Origin of the sequence: Micromonospora sp. L31 (assembly GCF_052068075.1) — a bacterium.
Taxonomy (GTDB): Bacteria; Actinomycetota; Actinomycetes; order Mycobacteriales; family Micromonosporaceae; genus Micromonospora; species Micromonospora purpureochromogenes.
Genome location: NZ_JBQHDC010000014.1, coordinates 109495 through 126853 on the forward strand (window position 1 = coordinate 109495; position 17359 = coordinate 126853).

Annotated in this window: 14 protein-coding genes and 1 rRNA gene; 3 read left to right on the forward strand and 12 right to left on the reverse strand. The window is 75.2% G+C overall.

The genetic code is table 11. The features are described from left to right. The 4 genes from ACTMS9_RS27675 to recN form a co-directional block, all read right to left on the reverse strand. Window positions 1–861 carry a hypothetical protein gene (locus ACTMS9_RS27675; protein ID WP_441166372.1) on the reverse strand — a complete coding sequence of 287 codons (861 nt, stop codon included), beginning with the start codon at window positions 859–861 and terminating at the stop codon, window positions 1–3. A 58-nt stretch (window positions 862–919) separates the two neighbouring features. After that, window positions 920–1858, reverse strand: coding sequence for a copper transporter (locus tag ACTMS9_RS27680; RefSeq protein WP_441148352.1), 939 nt, complete (start codon window positions 1856–1858; stop codon window positions 920–922). A gap of 28 nt (window positions 1859–1886) precedes the next feature. After that, window positions 1887–3065, reverse strand: a complete 1179-nt coding sequence (gene steA, locus ACTMS9_RS27685; RefSeq protein WP_210779694.1) for a putative cytokinetic ring protein SteA — start codon at window positions 3063–3065, stop codon at window positions 1887–1889. Window positions 3066–3184: 119 nt separating this feature from the next. After that, window positions 3185–4942: a DNA repair protein RecN gene (recN, locus tag ACTMS9_RS27690; protein ID WP_441166373.1), complete on the reverse strand. Its 1758-nt coding sequence runs from the start codon at window positions 4940–4942 to the stop codon at window positions 3185–3187. Window positions 4943–5021: 79 nt separating this feature from the next. On the opposite strand from recN, the gene ACTMS9_RS27695 reads away from it, so the two are divergent. Beyond that, window positions 5022–6002 carry a helix-turn-helix domain-containing protein gene (locus ACTMS9_RS27695; RefSeq protein ID WP_441166374.1) on the forward strand — a complete coding sequence of 327 codons (981 nt, stop codon included), beginning with the start codon at window positions 5022–5024 and terminating at the stop codon, window positions 6000–6002. A 219-nt stretch (window positions 6003–6221) separates the two neighbouring features. On the opposite strand, the gene ACTMS9_RS27700 is transcribed toward ACTMS9_RS27695, so the two are convergent. The 5 genes from ACTMS9_RS27700 to ACTMS9_RS27720 all read right to left on the reverse strand — a co-directional run bounded on the left by ACTMS9_RS27700 (window position 6222) and on the right by ACTMS9_RS27720 (window position 12958). Further along, a complete protein-coding gene (locus tag ACTMS9_RS27700; RefSeq protein WP_441148355.1) occupies window positions 6222–9956 on the reverse strand; it encodes a S8 family serine peptidase in 3735 nt (1244 codons plus the stop codon). Window positions 9957–10167: 211 nt separating this feature from the next. Further along, the gene (locus ACTMS9_RS27705) at window positions 10168–11052 is read right to left on the reverse strand and encodes an NAD kinase (RefSeq protein WP_088962661.1); all 885 of its coding nucleotides are present in this window, start codon (window positions 11050–11052) and stop codon (window positions 10168–10170) included. A gap of 97 nt (window positions 11053–11149) precedes the next feature. Beyond that, window positions 11150–12010, reverse strand: coding sequence for a TlyA family RNA methyltransferase (locus ACTMS9_RS27710; protein ID WP_441148356.1), 861 nt, complete (start codon window positions 12008–12010; stop codon window positions 11150–11152). Between the two features lie 20 nt (window positions 12011–12030). Then, complete coding sequence (locus ACTMS9_RS27715; RefSeq protein ID WP_346534830.1) at window positions 12031–12297, reverse strand: hypothetical protein; 267 nt, start codon at window positions 12295–12297, stop codon at window positions 12031–12033. A 25-nt stretch (window positions 12298–12322) separates the two neighbouring features. Beyond that, entirely contained in the window at window positions 12323–12958 is a 636-nt protein-coding gene (locus ACTMS9_RS27720; protein ID WP_441166375.1) for a phasin family protein, read from the reverse strand. A gap of 112 nt (window positions 12959–13070) precedes the next feature. On the opposite strand from ACTMS9_RS27720, the gene ACTMS9_RS27725 reads away from it, so the two are divergent. Continuing rightward, on the forward strand, window positions 13071–13406 hold the full coding sequence (locus ACTMS9_RS27725; RefSeq protein ID WP_154937954.1) for an SCP2 sterol-binding domain-containing protein: 336 nt from the start codon (window positions 13071–13073) through the stop codon (window positions 13404–13406). Window positions 13407–13448: 42 nt separating this feature from the next. Here ACTMS9_RS27725 and ACTMS9_RS27730 read toward each other — a convergent pair whose 3' ends face one another. Both ACTMS9_RS27730 and ACTMS9_RS27735 read right to left on the reverse strand, forming a co-directional pair. Beyond that, complete coding sequence (locus tag ACTMS9_RS27730; protein ID WP_441166376.1) at window positions 13449–14471, reverse strand: HAD-IIA family hydrolase; 1023 nt, start codon at window positions 14469–14471, stop codon at window positions 13449–13451. After that, a complete protein-coding gene (locus ACTMS9_RS27735) occupies window positions 14468–15391 on the reverse strand; it encodes a tetratricopeptide repeat protein (RefSeq protein ID WP_441166379.1) in 924 nt (307 codons plus the stop codon). Before ACTMS9_RS27735 ends, ACTMS9_RS27730 begins: the two co-directional genes overlap by 4 nt. 57 nt (window positions 15392–15448) lie before the next feature. On the opposite strand from ACTMS9_RS27735, the gene ACTMS9_RS27740 reads away from it, so the two are divergent. After that, window positions 15449–17194: a hypothetical protein gene (locus tag ACTMS9_RS27740; protein ID WP_441166377.1), complete on the forward strand. Its 1746-nt coding sequence runs from the start codon at window positions 15449–15451 to the stop codon at window positions 17192–17194. A 90-nt stretch (window positions 17195–17284) separates the two neighbouring features. Here ACTMS9_RS27740 and rrf read toward each other — a convergent pair. Continuing rightward, a 5S ribosomal RNA gene (gene rrf / locus ACTMS9_RS27745) occupies window positions 17285–17359 on the reverse strand; the annotation flags it as partial.

A 17359-nucleotide genomic window follows, 5' to 3' on the forward strand; every position in this document is an offset into this window, starting at 1 on the left:
TCAGCCGGATCGCCGACCCAGGGCGTCGAGTTCGCGCAGGCCGGGGGTGCGCTGGATGACAGTCGTGAAGCTGACCTTCTCGCTGGCCGCGGTGAGCCCGGCGAGCACGGCCAGGATCCCGGCCCGCCCGACCGGCCCGGTACGGGCGGCCAGCGCCACGCCGAGCACCGCGCCGAGGGCGTTGGCGCCGCTGTCGCCGACCATCACCTGCTCGTCGAGGTCCTCGCCGAGCAACCCGCCGGCCGCGCCGACCGCTCCGGCGGCGATACCGCCGTGCGGGCCCCGGGTCAGCGGGGCGCCGAGCAGCAGGCCGGACTTGAGGGCCCGGCCGGGGCGCAGGTCGAGCAGGTTGAGCAGGTTGGCGGTGCCGGCCACCACCCCGGCGCCGAGGAGCACGTCGACCGCGCGGGCGAGGGGGCGCTGCCCCGCGCGCTGGGCGGCGACCCGGGGGTCGGCGGCGAGCAGGACGGCCGCGCCGAGCCCGGCGGCGCCCACCCCGAGCACCTTGATCGTGCCGGCGGTGACCCGGCCCTCGCGCAGCGCGGCCAGGTGGCCGGTGAAGCCCTTCGCGGTCTTCTGCTCGGGCCGTCCGCCCACCACGTCGTCGTAGAGCCCGACCGCGCCGGCGCCGAGGCCGGCGACCAGCGCCGCCGCGCCGGCGGGGACGCTGGTGGCACCGAACGCGCCGGCGCCCGCGGCGCCGACCGCGAGGGCCGGGCCGGCCGCCAGGGTGACGGTGCGGCCGCGGAAGTTGGTCCGCTCCAGCGCCGGGGCGGGCGGGGCGGTACGGATCTCGCGCAGCGCGTACCGGGCGGTCGCGGCACCGACGGCGGCGGCCAGCAGCCGCCCCAGCCCGTTCACGCGGCCCTGCCGGATGCGACGCTCGGGTGGACTCCGGTCACCGGGGTACGTCGTTCGCTCACTGGGGCAGTCTAGGCAGCAGGGACGCGGCGTTGTCGCCGACGCCGTACTGGCCGGCCTTCTTTTCGGTGAGCTGCTGCACCAGGGCGAGGCTGGTGACCAGCTGGCCCTGCACGGTGTTGGCGTTGTCGACGGTGGTGATGGTCTGGGCGAGCACCGGGTCGCCCCGGACGATCGCGACCAGGTTGCCGCCGGCCGAGCCGTTGCCGCCGACCACGATCGAGCCGGTCCGGTCGAACTGCTCGGCGACCTTGACCACCGACTCGTCCTTCTTGGCGGAGTCCTTGTCCACGTACGGCTGCCCGCTGACCAGCACGACGGCCTCGGCCGACCCGGTGACCTTCTGCTCGGTGGTCAGGTAGCCGTTGTTGGCGTACGAGTTCAGCACCGCGCGGCGGTCGGCGTCGGTGACGGCGGGGGTGCCCTGGGCCCGGTCGAGCAGCACGCTGGCCAGCAGGGCGCTGGAGGTCTCCACCCCGTTGCCGTTGCCGGGCAGCGCGGAGGCGGGCGCGGTGGGCCGCGCGGCGGTCACCGCCAGCTCCATCAGGTTGGTGTTGTTGTCCGGGTTGATGAACTTGTCCTGCAGGTCGACCCGACCGGTCACGTCGGCCCCGCCGAGTTCGAGCATCTTCAGCACGCCCTCGGTGTGGTCGCGGCCGGTGGGCAGGCTCAGCACCAGCACCCGCTTGCCGGTGAGCTTGCCCGGCAGGACGACCTGCGCCAGTTGGGCGGCGAAGTCCTCCTCGAGCTCCAGCTCCTTCTGCATGTTGTTGACCGACTGACGCATCTGCTGGTTGTCCTTGCGCAGCGCGTTGACGTTCTCCTTGAGCGAGTCCGCCACGGGGCCGTTGAGGGCGGCCGTGCCGACCACCAGGCCGATGGCCAACGCCAGGAAGACCGCGGTCAGGGACACCACGTGGTACCGGAAGTTGATCACGCTTGCAGCCTCTTGATCGGTCGGGGAGCTAGAAGAGCTGGCCGAGCTGGAACACGAAATTGTCCCACCACTCCGAGACCACGCCCAAATACGCCTTCCCGACGGTGGAGACCGCCACCGCGGAGGCCATCGCGGCGACCGCCGAGAGGACCAGCAGCAGCAGCGACGAGCCCGAGATGCTCTGCCGGTAGAGCCGGCTCACGCCCTTGGCGTCGACCAGCTTGCCGCCGACCTTGAGCCGGGTGAGGAAGGTCGAGGCCATGCCGCCGCGGCCCTTGTCCAGGAACTCCACCAGCGTGGCGTGGGTGCCGACGGCGACCAGCAGCGAGGCGCCCTTCTCGTCGGCCAGCAGCATCGCGAGGTCCTCGCTGGTGGCGGCGGCGGGGAAGGTGATCGCCGGCACGCCGAGCCCGGTGACCCGGGCCAGGCCGGGCGCCCGCCCGTCCGGGTAGGCGTGCACGATCACCTCGGCGCCGCAGCGCAGCACGTCGTCGGTGACCGAGTCCATGTCGCCGATGATCATGTCGGGGGTGTACCCCGCCTCGACCAGCGCGTCCGCCCCGCCGTCCACGCCGATCAGCACCGGCTTGAACTCCCGGATGTACGGGCGCAGCACGTCCAGGTCGTCCTTGTAGTCGTAGCCACGGACCACGATCAGGCAGTGCCGGCCCTGGACCTGGGTCTGGATGTCCGGTACGCCCACCCCGTCGAGCAGCAGGTCGCGTTCCTGCCGCAGGTAGTCCATGGTGTTGGCGGCGAACGCCTCGAGCTGGACCGACAGCCCCTCCCGGGCGTCGGCCATCGCCTTGGCCACCGTCTCGGCGTCCTGGAGCTCCCCGTGGGCGACCGGCTCGTCGCCGACGTAGACGGTGTTGCCCTCGATCCGGATGGTGTCGCCCTCGCGGATCCGCTCGAACACCCCCTCGCCCAGGTCGTCCAGGAGCGGGATGCCGGCGCCCACCAGCACCTCGGGGCCGAGGTTGGGGTAGCGCCCGGAGACCGACGGCTTGGCGTTGAGCACCGCGGCGACGCCGACGGCGACCAGCGAGTCGGCCGCCACCCGGTCCAGGTCGACGTGGTCGATCACCGCGATGTCACCGGGGCGGAGCCGGCCGACCAGCCGTTTCGTACGACGATCGAGACGTGCGGTGCCGAGGACTGAGCCCGGTTCCGCGTTCCGGGTCCGGCGCAACGTGGGTAGACGCATCGTGACCATCCTGGCATGTGAGGCAGGCTTTTCTGTCGCGACATGCCTGAGCAGGGCCGCCTACCCAGGGAAGCACACCGGAGCGCAGGCCGGTGTGCTTGCGCTCACAATAGCGACGGTCAGGGCCGCCTTTCCTTGGCCGCCACCGCCAGGAGTTCCTCCGCATGCGCGATACCCAGGTCGGAATCGGGCAAACCCGCGAGCATCCGGGCCAGCTCCCGGGCCCGCTCGGTGTCCTCCACCACACGGACCCCACTGGTGGTCACCGCTCCCCCGGTGTCCTTCGCCACCACGAGGTGCCGGTCGGCGAAGGCGGCCACCTGGGGCAGGTGGGTGACCACCAGCACCTGGTGGCTGCGGGCCAGCCGGGCCAGCCGGCGGCCGATCTCCACCGCCGCCTGGCCGCCGACGCCGGCGTCCACCTCGTCGAAGACCAGCGTCGGCGGGCCACCGGAGCCGGCGAAGACCACCTCGATGGCGAGCATCACCCGGGACAGCTCGCCGCCGGAGGCGCCGCGCTGCAGCGGCAGCGAGGGCGCGCCCGGGTGGGCCAGCAGCCGCAACTCGACCTCGTCGGCGCCATCCGGGCCGATGCCGGCCTCGACGCCGTTGACCGTGAGGCTCGGCTCGGCCCGGCCCACCGGCCGGGAGACCACCGCCACGTCGATCCGGGCGTGCGGCATGGCCAGCCCGGCCAGCTCGACGGTGACCTGCTCGGCGAAGCGGGTCGCCGCCTCGTGGCGGGACGTGGACACCCGGCCGGCCAGCTCGGCCACCTCGCCGGCGAGCCGGGTGGCCTCGCGGTCCAGCTCGTCGAGCAGCTCGTCGGAGTTGTCCAGGTCGGACAGTCGGGTGCCGGCCCGCTCGGCCCAGGCGATGACCCCGTCGACGTCGTCGGCGTACTTGCGGGTCAGCGCGCGCAGCGCGGCCCGCCGCTCATAGATGACCTGCAACCGGGCCGGGTCCGCGTCCAGCGCCGCCAGGTACGTCGACAGCTCGGCGGAGACGTCGGCGACCAGGGTGGCCGCCTCCTCCAGCCGGACCGCCAGCTCGCCGAGGGCCGGGTCGGTGCCGGCCTGCGCCTCGAGGGTGCGCCGGGCGGTGCCCAGCAGCGCCGTGGCGTCGGGCGTCTCGTCGGCGGCCTCCGCGCCACCGGCGACGCACTGGTGGGCGAGCTGCGCCGCGGTGCGCAGCCCCTCGGCGTGCTCCAGCCGCTGCGCCTCGGCCTTCAGCTCGTCGTCCTCGCCGGGCTGCGGGTCGACCCGGGTGATCTCGTCGAGGCCCAGCCGCAGCAGGTCGGCCTCCTGGTTGCGGGCGCGGGCGTTGCGCCGGCGGTCGGCCAGGTCGTCCACCACGTGCCGCCACCGGCCGTACGCCTCGCGCAGCGCGTCGAGCAGCTTCTCGTGCTCCGGCCCGGCGAACCGGTCCAGCGCGGCGCGCTGCTCGGCGGGACGCAGCAGGCGCAGCTGGTCGGACTGGCCGTGCACCGCCACCACCTGCTCGCCGACCTCGCCGAGCATCGACACCGGCATGCTCCGCCCGCCCAGGTGGGCCCGGGACCGGCCCTCGACGGTGACCGTGCGGCTCAGCAGCAGCGAGCCGTCCTCGTCGGGCTCGCCGCCGGCGTCGACGATCCGGGCGTGCACCGCGTCGGCGAGCCGGCCACCGAGGCGCAGCCGCCCCTCGATCACCGCCCGGCCCGGCTCGGCCCGGACCCGCCCGGCGTCGGCCCGGCCACCGAAGAGCAGGCCGAGGCCGGTCACCACCATGGTCTTGCCGGCACCGGTCTCGCCGGTGATGACGTTCATCCCGCCGGTCAACGGCAGCGTGGTGTCCTCGATGACGCCCAGTCCGGTGATGCGCAGCTCTTCCAGCACAGCAACCGACAGTAGACGCGGCCCCCGACACTTGACCAGCCGGCGACGCCGGGGGGAGTCGTGCGTACAGTTCAGCCCCGTGTTGGACGTGATCGGCCTGACCCCGGACGAGGAGGAGCTGTACCGCCGCCTGGTGCAGCTCACCGTGGCGCGGGCCGACGAGCTGGCCCGGTGGCTGCGCCGCCCGCGCGCCGAGGTCGTCGCCCAGCTCGAGACCCTGCGCGACAAGGGGCTGGTCCTGCCGACCGGTCCCGACCCGGACGGGCCGCTGCGGCCGCTGGCCCCCGACGTCGCGCTCGGCGAGGCGTTGCTGCGCCGCCAGGAGGCACTGGAGGCGGCCCGCGCGGCGGTCACCCGGCTCACCGAGGAGTACCGGGCCGGCCTGCGCCGGCACGACGCCGACCACCTGGTGGAGGTGATCACCGGCGCCGGGGTGCTCCGGGAACGGCTGCGCGACGTGCAGAACTCGGCGCGCAGCGAGGTGCTCTGGTTCTGCCGGGCGAACCCGCTGACGATGCCCGGATCGGAGAACGTCGAGGAGTTCGACGCCCTGGCCCGCGGGGTGCGCTACCGGGCCATCTACGAGCGGGAGATGCTCCTCGAACCGGGCGGGCTGGCGGACGTGGAGCTGGGCGTACGCGCCGGCGAGCAGGCCCGGGTGCTGGACCGGCTGCCGGTCCGGCTGGCCATCGTGGACGCCCGGACGGCGATCTGCCCGCTGGTGCCCGACCGGGACATCGGCGAGCCGAGCGCCGCGGTGATCGGCCGCAGCCAACTGCTCGACGCGCTGCTCGCCCTCTTCGAGAGCCACTGGCTGGTGGCCACTCCGCTGCGATCCGCCACCACGCCGGCCGGCGACGCGGACGGCTACCTGCCGGACGCCGACGAGGTCCGGCTGCTCTCGCTCTTCGTGGCCGGGGTGCCGGACAAGTCCATCGCCTCCCAGCTCGGGGTGAGCCGGCGCACCGTGCAACGCCGGCTCGCCGACCTGATGACGGTCGCCGGGGTGGACACCCGCCCCGGCCTGGCCTACCAGGCCGCCCGGCGCGGCTGGCTCTGAACCGCCCGCCGGCCCCACCACCAACCGCCGGCCGCCCCGCCACTGACCGCCGGCCGGCCCCGCACCGGCCGAGCCGCCGCCGGTCCCGCCACCCGAAGGCGGTGCCGGCGGCGGCCACTGGCCGGCCGCTCCGGTTGCCCACCGTGTTCTGGCGGCAGCCGGACGGGCCGACGGAGGCGTCCGCGCGGGAGGGGGGGTCGACCCGCGCGGACGCCCGGCTCAGCGCAGCCCGTACGCGTCGATCACGGTCTGGTCGACGACGTTGCCGGCGCTGTCGGCGGCGTGCACCCGCAGCGACACGGCTCCCTTGCCGGCCGGCACCGACGCGGTGTACCGGGTGTCGGTGCCGTGCACCGGCACCGACCGCCAGGTCGCGCCGGAGTCGAACGACACCTCCACCCGCAGGCTGGTGCCCTTCGGGGCCGATACGCCCGCCGGCTGGCGCAGCGTCAGCTCCAGCTGGTGCGGACGCCCACCGGCAACCGTGCCGCGCAGGTCGGCCGGCACCCGGTAGTCCACCTGGAGCAGCGGCAGCGGCTGGGCACTGTCCCCGGCCGGGCGGGCCGAGGTGAACTCCCAGGCCGTCTCGGTCCGGGTGGCCCAGCGCCACTCGTCCGACGACCGCCGCGTGGTGACGTCCAGCCGGTAGCGGGCCGAACCCGGGGTGGTCGGAACCGGTGCCCAGCCGCCGGAGAGGTCGGCGATCTGCTGCCCGTCCCGACTCAGCCGGCGCTCGACGGTGTCCTGCTCCTCGCTGAACCCGGCCGGGCTGTAGTGGCCGTCGGCGTCGACGAACTCGGCCACCCGCAGGTCGAGGTTGTCCCCGGTCCGCGTGGGCACCGCCACCCCGGGACCCGCCGGCACGGCCGGCCGAGACACCGGCGCGTGCCAGGTTTCGGTGACCCGGTCGTCGGCGGCGTACTGCCGGGGCTGCTGCGTGGAGCCCCCGGTCAGCCGGCCCCAGGACCAGGGGAGCTTGTGCAGCACCCGCTGCTGCCACCAGTTGTCCCCGGCGCTGACGAACTCCTGCCGCATGGTGCCGGTACGCACCAACCGCTTTTCGTCCATCCAGGAGTACTCCTGCCAGGGCCGCCAGCCGAACCGCTGCTCGCCGGCCCAGTCGAACCCGCCGGTGTCGGCGTAGCGGGCGGTCACCTCGGCGGTGTTGTCCGCGGTCACCTGGTGCACGATGCGGTCCGGGATCCGCCCCTTCGACACCTGCCACACGTCGTACAGGTAGGGGCTGTTCGGGGTCAGCGTCAGGTCCAGCGTCACGCGTCCGGCCTTTGCCGCCGCGATCATCCGCTGCCCGTCGTCGTACGCGACCACCATCGACGGAATCGGCAGGCGGTCCCCGTCGGGAACCCAGACCGTCCACGCGCTCCAATCCGCCGGGCGGACCATGAGCACCATCGCGGCGCCCGCCGCGGCGGCATCGGCGACGATCTGGTCCTCCGCGACAACCTCGGGGCTGCTGGCGACCAGCGCGGCCGCACCTCGGACCCCGGCTCGGGACAGCTCGGCGGGGGTGCCGTCGCCCGCCCACACCAGCGGCAGCCTCCGCCGGCCGTCGGGAGCCGGCGACTGGTGCAGCAGGTTGATGTCCAGCGGACCGGAGACGTTGCTGACCTTGGCGTCCACCATGGGAGCGACCAGCTGCCACCGCGAGGAGAACTCGAACTCGCCCTGACTCACCGGCCGGGTGGGCGTGACGTTCACTTGCTGGACCGTGCTGAACTCCATCACTCCGTGGTCGACCTGCCGGCCGTTGCCGAAGATCCGGTGCTCGAAGAAGCTGATCACCGCCCGCTGCTCGGTCGGCTTCGGCGTCTCGATCCGCACCGGCGTGGCCTTGCGCGGGTCGAGCACCACGGTGAGGTCCCGGTCGACCATGAGCTCGGGATCGGTGACCAGGGTGAGCTGCTCGTCCAGCGGTGCGCCGTGATGGATCAACCCCTCGAGCAGGTACGGGCCCTCCTCGACCTGCACCTGCACCTCGCCGGGGATCCAGCCGAGCTGGTCCGACTCGCGGTGTTCGCCGAAGAGGGTGAACACCGTCGCCACGCCGGACTGCCCGGCCATGTCCAGCGCCCGCAGGGTGACGGTGTGGATCGGGCCACTGAGGGTCAGCCCGACGGCCGTGCGTACCGCGACACCGTCCGGGCCGGTGGCCACCAGCCACCCTCCGTGCACTCCCCGGTCCAGCTTCGCCGGGTCGGCGTGCAGCGCGACGTTCACGCTGCCGCCGGCCGGCACGGTCACCTCCGTGCCGTCGAGCGACACCCCGTCCGGCTCGGCCGCACCGCGGTCCAGGTTGCGGAGCTCCAGGGCCAGCCGCAGGGTCTGCGGGGACGACGTGCCGTTGGTGTACGTAACGGTCCGCTCCACCGCCGCACCGCCGGTGTTCACCCGGCCGAAGTCGGCAGTGGCCGAGCCGTACACCCGCTGGCTCAGCGCGCCGGCCACGTCAACCCGGCCGCCGCCCTGCTCGAAGACGGTCAGCGCGGGGTTCGCCTTCGTCGTGCTGACCAGCGCGTCCTTGAGCTTCCCGGCGGTCCAGTCCGGGTGTTCCTGGGAGAGGATCGCCACCGCGCCGGCGACGTGCGGGGTCGCCATCGACGTCCCGGACGCCCGCGTGTACGCGTCGCCCACCGGCGTACCCATGGTGGTGCCGGCGGCGCGGGCGGCGACGATGCCGACGCCCGGGGCGGTGATCTCCGGCTTCAGGCCGTTGTCGCCGAGCCGGGGGCCGCGGCTGGAGAATCCGGCCAGATTGTCGTCGCGGTCCACCGCGCCGACGGTGAGCGCCGCGGTCGCGGCGCCCGGCGAGCCGACGGTTTGCGCCGCGCCCGAATTGCCGGCGGCGATCACGAAGAGGGTGCCGGTCTCGGCGGTGAGGTCGTTGACCGCCTGGCTCATCGGGTCGGTGCCGTCGGTGGCGTCGCCGCCGAGGCTCATGTTGACGACCTTGGCGCCGGAGTGGGCGGCCCACTCCATGCCCGCGATGATCCCCGAGTCGTATCCGGTGCCGTTGTCGTCGAGCACCTTGCCGACGAGCAGCCGCGCACCCGGCGCCACGCCCTTGCGCAGCCCGCCGGAGGCGGCGCCGCTGCCGGCGATGGTGGACGCCACGTGGGTACCATGGCCGTGCCCGTCCTGCGCGCTGCCGGTGCCGCTGAAGTCCTTCGCCTCGACGATCCGCCCGGCCAGGTCGGGGTGGTTCGCGTCGACCCCGGTGTCCAGCACGGCGACCTCGACACCGGCGCCGTCCCGCCCGGCCGCCCAGGCCGTCGGGGCGCCGATCTGCGGCACGCTGTGCTCCAGGTCCGCGCGCACCCGCCCGTCCAGCCAGACCCGGTCGATGCCGGCGCCGAGCCGGACCGGCGCACCGGCCGCGGTACGCGCCTGCGGCGTGCCGCGCAGCGTCGTCCACAGCCCGCCGAGCTCCTTCTTGCCGACCTTCAGCGCGGCGCCGTTGATGCTCTCCAGCGGGCGGGCGGCGGTGGCCCCGGCGAGCGGACGGACCCGTCCGCCGGCCGGCTGCTGGTAGCGCACGATCAGTGGCAACGCGCCCTGAGCGGCGTCGCCGTACCCGTCGGCGACCAGTTCCTGCACGTCGAAAAGCTCGGCGTCGAGCACACCGGCGGAGAGGTACGGCACGACGTCGCTGGGCAGCACCCGCAGCCCACCGTCGGCTTCGATGGTGTGGAAGGTGATCCGGTCCCGGCCGGGGCCGGGGTGGACGGTGGCGGCGACCCGACCGGGTGCGGCGGGAGCCAGCTCCACCTGGTCGCCGGTGATCAGGGTGATGCGGGCGGGCGCGCCGCTCGTGGCGGTCGTGGCCGAACTCGGGCCACTGGGCCGGGCGGGCGGGTCGGCGGACGCCGGTGCGGTGAGTCCGACCACCAACGCGCCGACCGCGCCGGCACTGAGCCAGCGTGGGGACCGGTGCATGCGATGTACTCCTCTACTCCGAGGCCGGCCTCGGGGAGGTCGGCGCTCCGGAGTCTGCGCCGAAGATCATCGCTGGGTCACTAGGGAAGGCCCGCCGCACCGGCGACATGTCGCCAGGTGGACACGGGGCGACGGCGACCGCACGGCCGCGTGTCCGACGCATGGCCGGCACGGGCCGGCGGGTACGTGCGCCGCCCCGCCCGGTGGGTGCTCAGCGCCGGCTGCCGCGCCAGCCCTGCACCGGCAGCCCGAACTTGGCCACCAGGCGGTCGGTGAACGGCCGGGCCCGCAGCCGGACGATGCGCACCGGCAGCGCGCCGCGGCGCACCGTCACCCGGGCGCCCGGCGGGAGGTCGAAGACCCGCCGGCCGTCGCAGCAGAGCACCGCGAGGGTGGTGAACGGGTCCACGGTGATCGAGAACGTGGAGGTCGGCGCGGTCACCAGCGGGCGGCTGAACAGCGCGTGCGCGCTGATCGGCACCAGCAGCAGGGCCTCCACCTCGGGCCAGACCACCGGGCCGCCGCCGGAGAACGCGTACGCGGTGGAGCCGGTGGGGGTCGCGCAGACCACCCCGTCGCAGCCGTACCGGGACAGCGGGCGGCCGTCGACGTCGACGAGCAGCTCCAGCATCTGGGCCCGCTCGCCCTTCTCGACGCTGATCTCGTTGAGCGCCCACGACTCGATGGTCGGGCCGCCGTCGAACTCGGCGGTCACGTCGAGGGTGAGCCGTTCGTCCACGGTGTAGTTGCGCCCGACCACGTCGCGGACCGCCACGTCGAGGTCGTTGATCTCGGCTTCGGCGAGGAAGCCGACCTTGCCGAGGTTGATGCCGAGCAGCGGCGCCTTGGCGGGGCGGGCCAGCTCGGCCGCGCGCAGGAAGGTGCCGTCCCCGCCGAGGGCGAAGACGATCTCGGCGCCCTCGGCCGCCTCCGGCCCGGTCACCGGCACCACGCCAGGCAGGTCGAGGTCGTCGGCCTCCTCGGCCACCACCCGCACCTCGAAGCCGGCGGCGATGAGATCGGCGGCCACGGCCCGGGCGTGTTCGGTGCTGCGCCGCCGACCGGTGTGCGTCACCAGCAGCGCGGTGCGGCTCACCGGGCCACCCGCCCGTGCGTGCCGCCGGGACTCACCCCGTCGCTGTCGCCCACCGGATCCGCCTCTCGTCCCCCGCTCGTCGGGTTCCGCTCGTCGCTCACCCTGTCACCTCCCCGGTCCGGTCCGCCGGCAGATCGCCGGCGGTGGCCGGGCCCTCGGGCCCCGCCGCCACCACGGCCCGTACCCGCTCGGGGTCGGCCGCCGGGGCGTCCCGGCGTAACCATACGAAGAACTCGACGTTGCCGCTGGGTCCCGGAAGTGGACTGGCCGCCACGTCGGCCAGGCCCAGCCCGAGCCCGGCCGCGGCGGCGGCCACGTCGAGCACCGCCTCGGCCCGCAGCGCCGGGTCGCGGACCACGCCGCCGGCACCCACCCGCTCCTTGCCCACCTCGAACTGTGGCTTGACCATCAACGCCAGGTCGCCGTCGGCGCGGGTGCAGCCGGCCAGCGCCGGCAGCACCAGGCGCAGCGAGATGAACGACAGGTCGGCCACGGTCAGGTCCACCTCGCCGCCGATGACCGCCGGGGTCAGCGTGCGGACGTTGGTGCGCTCGAAGACCTTCACCCGCTCGTCGGTGCGCAGCGGCCAGGCGAGCTGGCCGTACCCGACGTCCACCGCGACGACCTCGGCGGCGTCGGCGCGCAGCAGCACGTCGGTGAAGCCACCGGTGGAGGCACCCGCGTCGAGGCAGCGCCGCCCGGCGACGGTCAGCCCGCCCGGTGCGAACGCCGCGAGGGCACCGGCCAACTTGTGCCCGCCCCGGGAGACGTACTCAAAGCTGGGGTCCTCGCCGGTGACCAGCAGCGGGTCGGCCGGGTCGACCATCGCGGCGGCCTTGCGCGCCGGCACCCCGCGCAGCTGGACCCGGCCGGCCTCGACCAGCGCGGCGGCCTGCTCCCGGGAACGGGCCAGGCCGCGGCGGACGAGTTCGGCGTCGAGGCGGGTACGACGTGCCATGGGGTGGTTCTCCGGTCGGTTCAGGCCTGGTCGATGGTGGCGAGGGTCTCCCGCAGCGTCTGGTACGCCGCCTCGTACTGGGCGATCTGGTCGGCCGGGGGCAGCCCCTCGGCGTTGATCATCGCCTGCACGGCGGCGTCGACCGCCGGGTGGTGCGCCTCCTCGACGTCCTCGTACCCGCTCGGCGGCGGCCCCGGCCGGGGCCCGGGCGGCGGACCGGGACGCGCCCCCGGTGGCGGCCCCGGACGCGCGCCGGGCGGCGGCCCGGGGCGGAACGGGGCGCTCACCGGGCGCTCCGGCCGGTAGCGGGCGTCATTCCGCGCCTCCGGTGCTCCGCTTGCGCGGGGCGGCCTTCTTCACCGGCCGGGCCGGCGACGTCGCGCCGTCGCCGGTGGTGGTGCTCACCGACGCCGGTGGCTTCTTGGCGATGGCCTTCTTGGCCACGGCCTTCTTGGCCACGGCCTTCTTCGCCACCGCCTTGGTCGGGGCGGGGACCGGCGGGGCGGCACCCGTGGAGCCGGCGGCCGCGCCACCGCCGGGGCCGGCCGCGTCGCCGGCGGTGGCCGGACCTGCCGCGCCGGTCGGGGCGACACCCGACGGGGTGACGCCGACCGGCGACGTGCCCGGCAGCGGCCCGCCCGGGACGCCCTTGGCCTCGCGCAACTGCCGCTCCAGCTCGTGCACCCGGCGGGTCAGCTCGGCGACCTCGTCGGCGGTGGCCAGACCGACCGCCCCGAGCGCCCGGTCCACCTCGAAGCGGACCAGCTTGGTCAGCGCCTGACGGTTGGCGGCGCCGGTGGAGACGAGTTCCTCGGCGAGCGCCTGGAGCTGGGCGGCGGTCGCGCCGCCCGTGCCGACCAGCCGCCGCGCGGCGTCCTGGGCCTTCTTCCGGGGCGCCTCCGTCAGGCCCATGGCCAGCTCGAGGTAGGCGCGCCACGCATCCTGCATGCCGGTTTTCCTTCCGCGGGGCGGGGTGTGCGGGTCTCACGCTACCGGGCGCCCCGGACGACCCATTGCGGTACGGTGCCGAGGAACGGCGTGGCGGGTGTGAGGAGACGATGTGGCCAGCGTGGACGAGTGCCGGCAGGCGTTGCACGACCTGGCGAGCCGGTTGGAGCGCCACGCCGAGGTGGGCCAGCGCATCGACCTGGACCGCACGCTCGCCTGCCGCGTCACCGACCTCGACACCGCCTTCCACGGCCGGATCACCGGCGGCCGGCTGGTCGACCTGGCCGACGGTGACGACCCCAAGGCCAAGATCGCCCTGATCACCGGCAGCGACGACCTGGTCGCTCTGGTGCACGGTCAGCTCGACATCACCAAGGCGGTCGCCTCCCGCCGAGTCTCGATCAAGGCGAACCCGTTCGACCTGATGAAGCTCCGCAAGCTGCTCTGACGGCAGGTGCGGCGCCCCCACCGGCCGCGATGGCCGGGCCGGTCAGGCCGACAGGCCGAGCGCCGCGAGAGCGCGTTGCGCCTCCGGCGTCGCCGGGCGCACGTCCGCGGCGTCCACCGGCGCCAACCAGGCCGCCGCGCAGAGCGCCACGAGGGCGTCCAGCGGCCGTCCCGCGCCGCGCAGCTCCAGGCCGCCGTCGACCCGGGCGGCGGACCAGCCGCCGGCCTCCGGCTCGCCCGGCACCCGGGCCACCGCCGCCGGGTCGAAGAGCCCGGCCAGGTTCATCGCCACGTACGTCGGCCGGCGCGACTCGGGCGCCGCCAGCAGTTCAGGTACGTCGCTGACGCCGGTCAGCACCAGCAGGCTGTCCAGCCCGGCACGGCGGGCACCCTCGATGTCGGTGTCGAGGCGGTCGCCGACGACCAGCGTCCGGCCCGCGCCGGCGCGGCGGGCGGCGGTGGCGAACAGGGCCGCCTCGGGCTTGCCGACGACCACGTCCGGTTCCCGGTCGAGGGCGTGCCGCAGCGCGGCCACCAGCGAGCCGTTGCCGGGCAGCGGGCCACGGCCGCTGGGCAGCGTCCGGTCGGTGTTGGTGGCCACCCAGGTCGCCCCGGCACGGATCGCGACGGACGCCTCGGCCAGGTCCGCCCAGCCCACCTGCGGGCCGTACCCCTGGACGACCGCGACCGGCGACTCGTCGGCGCGGGCGACCGGGGTGAGCCCGGCGGCGCGGATCTCGGCGCGCAGCGCCTCCGCGCCGACGACCAGGACCGGCGCCCCGGCGGGGAACCGGTCGCGGAGCAGCTCGGCGGCGGCCGCGGCGGAGGTCAGCACCTCCTGCGGCTCGGCCGGCACGCCCATGCCGGTGAGCAGGTCGGCGACCTCGCTCGACCGGCGCGAGGCGTTGTTGGTCGCGTACGCGACCGCGCGGCCGGCGGCGTGCAGCCGGCCGACCGCCTCGACGGCGCCGGGGATCGGCCGGTCGATCAGGTAGATCACCCCGTCCAGGTCGAACACGACCAGGGTGTACCCGTCGACCAGCCGATCCCCGGCGACCTCCGTCATCGCTGGTCCGACTCCGACCCCCGCCCGGCCGGCTCGTCGCCGGCCGGCGGCACCGCGTCGCTCACGGTCGACTCGGCGTCGCTCACGGTCGCGCGCGGCTCGGCCGCGACGGCCGTGGCCGCCTCGTCGGTGAGCTCGTCGTCGGTGAGCCCGTCCGCGTCACGGTCGTCGTCCTGGTCGCGGTCGTCGTCGTCCTCGTCGTCCTCGTCGAAGTCGTCGTCCTCGTCGCGGTCGTCGTCCTCGTCGTCGAAGTCGTCGTCCTCGTCGTCGCGGTCGTCGTCCTCGTCGTCGCGACGGTCCTCGTCGGTGAGGTCGCCGGCGGCGGTGAGGTCGACGTCCGGCTGCGCCGGCACCGCGCCGGGCGCGCCCGGACCGGTGGCGATCTCCTCGGCCGGCTCATCCTCCTCGTCGCCCTCGATCAGCACGCCGTCGAGTTCGAGCAGCCGCTCCGCCGCGTCGGTCTCACCGTCCGTGTCCACGTCGGCGGCGCGGGAGAACCACTCGCGTGCCTCCTCGCGCCGGCCGACGGCCAGCAGCGCGTCGGCGTAGGCGTAGCGCAGCCGGGCCGTCCACGGGTCGGTCGAGTCGGTGGTCAGCTCGGGAACCTGGAGCATGGCCACCGCGGCATCCTTCTGCCCGAGGTCACCCCGGGCACCGGCGGCCACGATCAGCAGCTCGATGGCGACGGCCTGGTCGAGCTTCTCCCGGTCGGCGCCCCGGAACAGGTCGATGGCCCGCTCCGGACGCCCCAGCGCCCGCTCGCAGTCGGCGAGCACCGCCAGGTGACTCTGCAACCCGGTCATCCGGTGGTACGTCCGCAGCTCGGCGATGGCCGTCTGCCACTCCCCGGCGTGGTACGCGGCCAGCCCGACCGCCTCCCGCACCGCGGAGATCCGCGAGGCCAGCCGGCGGGCCGCCATCGCGTGGGCGAGCGCCTCGGCAGGGTCCTCGTCGATCAGCTGACCGGTCGCGACCAGGTGCCGGGCGACGGTCTCCGCCACCGGCTTGTTCAGCGAGAGCAGCTCGGCGCGGACGGCCGTGTCGAGGTCGGTCGCGGAGATCTCGTCCGGCAGCGCCGGCGCGACCGCGCGACCACCCTCGACCTCGTCCTGCCGCCCACGGTCGGGGCCGAAGCCACCCTCGCGGCGCCGGTCCTCGACGCCCCGCTGGTCGTCACGACGCGGCCGGTCACCGTAGCCGCCGCGCTCGCCGCCACGCTCGGGCCGCTCGCCACCGCGGTAGCCGCCCTCACGGCGGTCACCGCCACGGTAGCCGCCCTCACGGCGCTCGCCGCCACGGTAGCCACCCTCACGGGGCGCCTCGCCCTCGCGGCGGAAGCCGCCCTCACGGCGGTCACCGCCACGGTAGCCGCCCTCACGGCGGTCACCGCCACGGAAGCCACCCTCACGGGGCGCCTCGCCCTCGCGGCGGAAGCCACCCTCACGCCGCTCCCCGCCTCGCGTGTCGCCCTCACGGCGCTCGCCACCACGGAAACCGCCACCACGGGGCGCCTCGCCGTCCCGGCGGAAGCCACCTTCGCGGCGCTCGCCGCCCCGGGTGTCGCCCTCACGGCGGAAGCCACCCTCACGACGGTCACGGTCACCGCCGGCGAAGCCGCCCTCACGGCGCTCGCCGCCACGGTAGCCACCGCCGCGCGGCGCCTCGCCCTCGCGGCGGAAACCGCCCTCGCGGCGCTCGCCGCCCCGCGTGTCGCCCTCGCGGCGGAAGCCACCCTCACGGCGCTCGCCACCGCGGAAGCCGCCACCACGGGGGGCCTCGCCGTCCCGGCGGAAGCCACCTTCGCGGCGCTCGCCGCCCCGGGTGTCGCCGTCACGGCGGAAACCACCCTCACGACGGTCACGGTCACCGCCGGCGAAGCCGCCCTCACGGCGCTCGCCGCCACGGTAGCCACCCCCGCGCGGCGCCTCGCCCTCGCGGCGGAAACCGCCCTCGCGCGGACCGGAACGGTAGCCGCCCTCACGGCGCTCGCCGTCACGGAAGCCGCCACCACGGGGGGCCTCGCCGTCGCGGCGGAAGCCACCCTCACGGCGCTCACCGCCCCGGGTGTCGCCGTCGCGACGGAAGCCGCCCTCACGACGGTCACCGCCACGGAAGCCGCCACCACGGGGGGCCTCGCCGTCGCGGCGGAAGCCACCCTCGCGGCGCTCGCCGCCCCGGGTGTCGCCGTCACGGCGGAAGCCACCCTCACGGGGACCGGAACGGAAGCCGCCCTCACGACGGTCACCGCCGGCGAAGCCGCCTTCGCGGCGCTCACCACCACGGAAACCGCCACCGCGCGGCGCCTCGCCGTCGCGGCGGAAGCCACCACCCTCACGGCGGTCACCGCCGCGCGGCGCCTCGCCGTCCCGGCGGAAGCCACCCTCACGACGGTCACCGCCACGGAAGCCACCCTCACGAGGCGCCTCGCCGTCGCGGCGGAAGCCGCCCTCACGACGGTCACCGCTTGGCGCGTCGCCGTCGCGGCGGAAGCCACCCTCGCGCGGACCGGAGCGGAAGCCACCCTCGCGACGGTCACCGCCGCGGAAGCCACCGCCGTCACGGCCGCCGCGGTCGGCGCCGGAGCCGCCCCGCTGGCCGCCTCGGTCGTCTCGGTCTCCCCGGTACGGGGGACGGTCGTCCCGACGCGGGCCGGCGCCTCGCCCTTCGGGGCGGTCGGCGCGATCCTGGTAACGGCGCGGACGATCTCCGCCCTGCGGTTCTGAACTCACAGGTACATCCTTCCTCATTGCGCCATCAGTGGCGCTACGCAGTCGAGGGCCGACCCGGATGGGGCGGCCCTCGACTGGAAGATTGTCCGGCGGTGTCCTACTCTCCCACACCCTCCCGAGTGCAGTACCATCGGCGCTGGAGGGCTTAGCTTCCGGGTT